The sequence below is a fragment of the Mesorhizobium sp. M7A.F.Ca.US.002.01.1.1 genome (assembly GCF_004022955.1).
GTDB lineage: Bacteria > Pseudomonadota > Alphaproteobacteria > Rhizobiales > Rhizobiaceae > Mesorhizobium > Mesorhizobium ciceri.
Window position 1 is genome coordinate 1 of the sequence record NZ_RZQE01000942.1, and the last position, 988, is coordinate 988.

General features: G+C 63.2%; 2 protein-coding genes. Both read right to left on the reverse strand.

Annotated features, from left to right (window positions below):
- The coding region (locus EN932_RS38610) for a hypothetical protein (protein ID WP_206619046.1) at nucleotides 1-212 on the reverse strand (212 nt) is incomplete at its 3' end.
- A 188-nt stretch (nucleotides 213-400) separates the two neighbouring features.
- Nucleotides 401-658 (reverse strand): hypothetical protein, encoded by a 258-nt coding sequence (locus EN932_RS39410; RefSeq protein WP_245460994.1) that lies wholly within the window; start codon nucleotides 656-658, stop codon nucleotides 401-403.
- Between the last annotated feature and the right edge of the window lie 330 nt (nucleotides 659-988).

The following is a 988-nucleotide window of genomic DNA, read 5'->3' on the forward strand; positions in this document are numbered from 1 at the left end:
GTGCCGGCAACCGCGCGGACCGCCAAGCCAAACAGCGACAAACCGGGAGAACGACTCATGACCCGGCATGGCCCCGCTTCCTCGTACGACGGCGCCCTGCCGGCGCGGGTCAACGGGAAGGTATGCGCGCCTCCTATGGCGCCGGTCGTCAGGCACGTGAAGCCCGTCGCAATCACCGCAAGAAGCTCTCCGACCTCGCCCAGAAGCCGCATGCTCGACCAGCCATCAGTGCCCCTGCGGGTGTCCGCGATAGACGCCGGCACACCCCGAAACAAAAATCCCCATAGCTCACCGCGCCCGGACCCCGGGTTCCGGCATGAGAGGCTTCGTGCACCCGACGGCACCCGAAACCCTTCAGCATGCCAGTCGTTAAGCAGCTGACCGTCCCCGTGCCGCCGGATCATCCCTTCCACATCATCGATCGGAGAACAGCCTGCACATGCTCGGCGAGATCGAGTTCGCCGCGCGCCTCGATCTCTAAAATATATTGGGCCTTGGCCAGGCGATCCCCTTCCCGAACCGCAGCATAGCTGCAGATGGCGAGCAGCGCCCTCTCCTCCTCCCGGCTGGCTCTAGCGGGGTCGCTTTTGCCACCGGCTATTCCGTGCAAGGCTTCGCCGAAGGACAAGTATGCTGCCTTGTGAACTTCAATCAGCATTCGCATATTGTCGGACGGTTCTGGGTCTTGGCCCGGCGGCTCCATGCCGACTGCAGTTGCCGCAACCGTCGAGGTGACGACTGCACTGCTGGATTGGAAGAGCCAAGCGCGACGGTTGATCCTGGACGTGGCGAACTCTCCATTGCTTGGGGGCACTCGAAACGGTGACGTAACATCATCAGACCGTAACACGCCGGTTTGCGCATTTGTGTCAGGATGAAAGGTCCCCTGTCAGCCGACAGCGACTGCGGCTGAGGATGCGCAGCGCCCGCCATCTCGGACAGATGCCGCGCCCTACAAGCCGGGAAGAAGCTTGGATCGGGCCAGGCT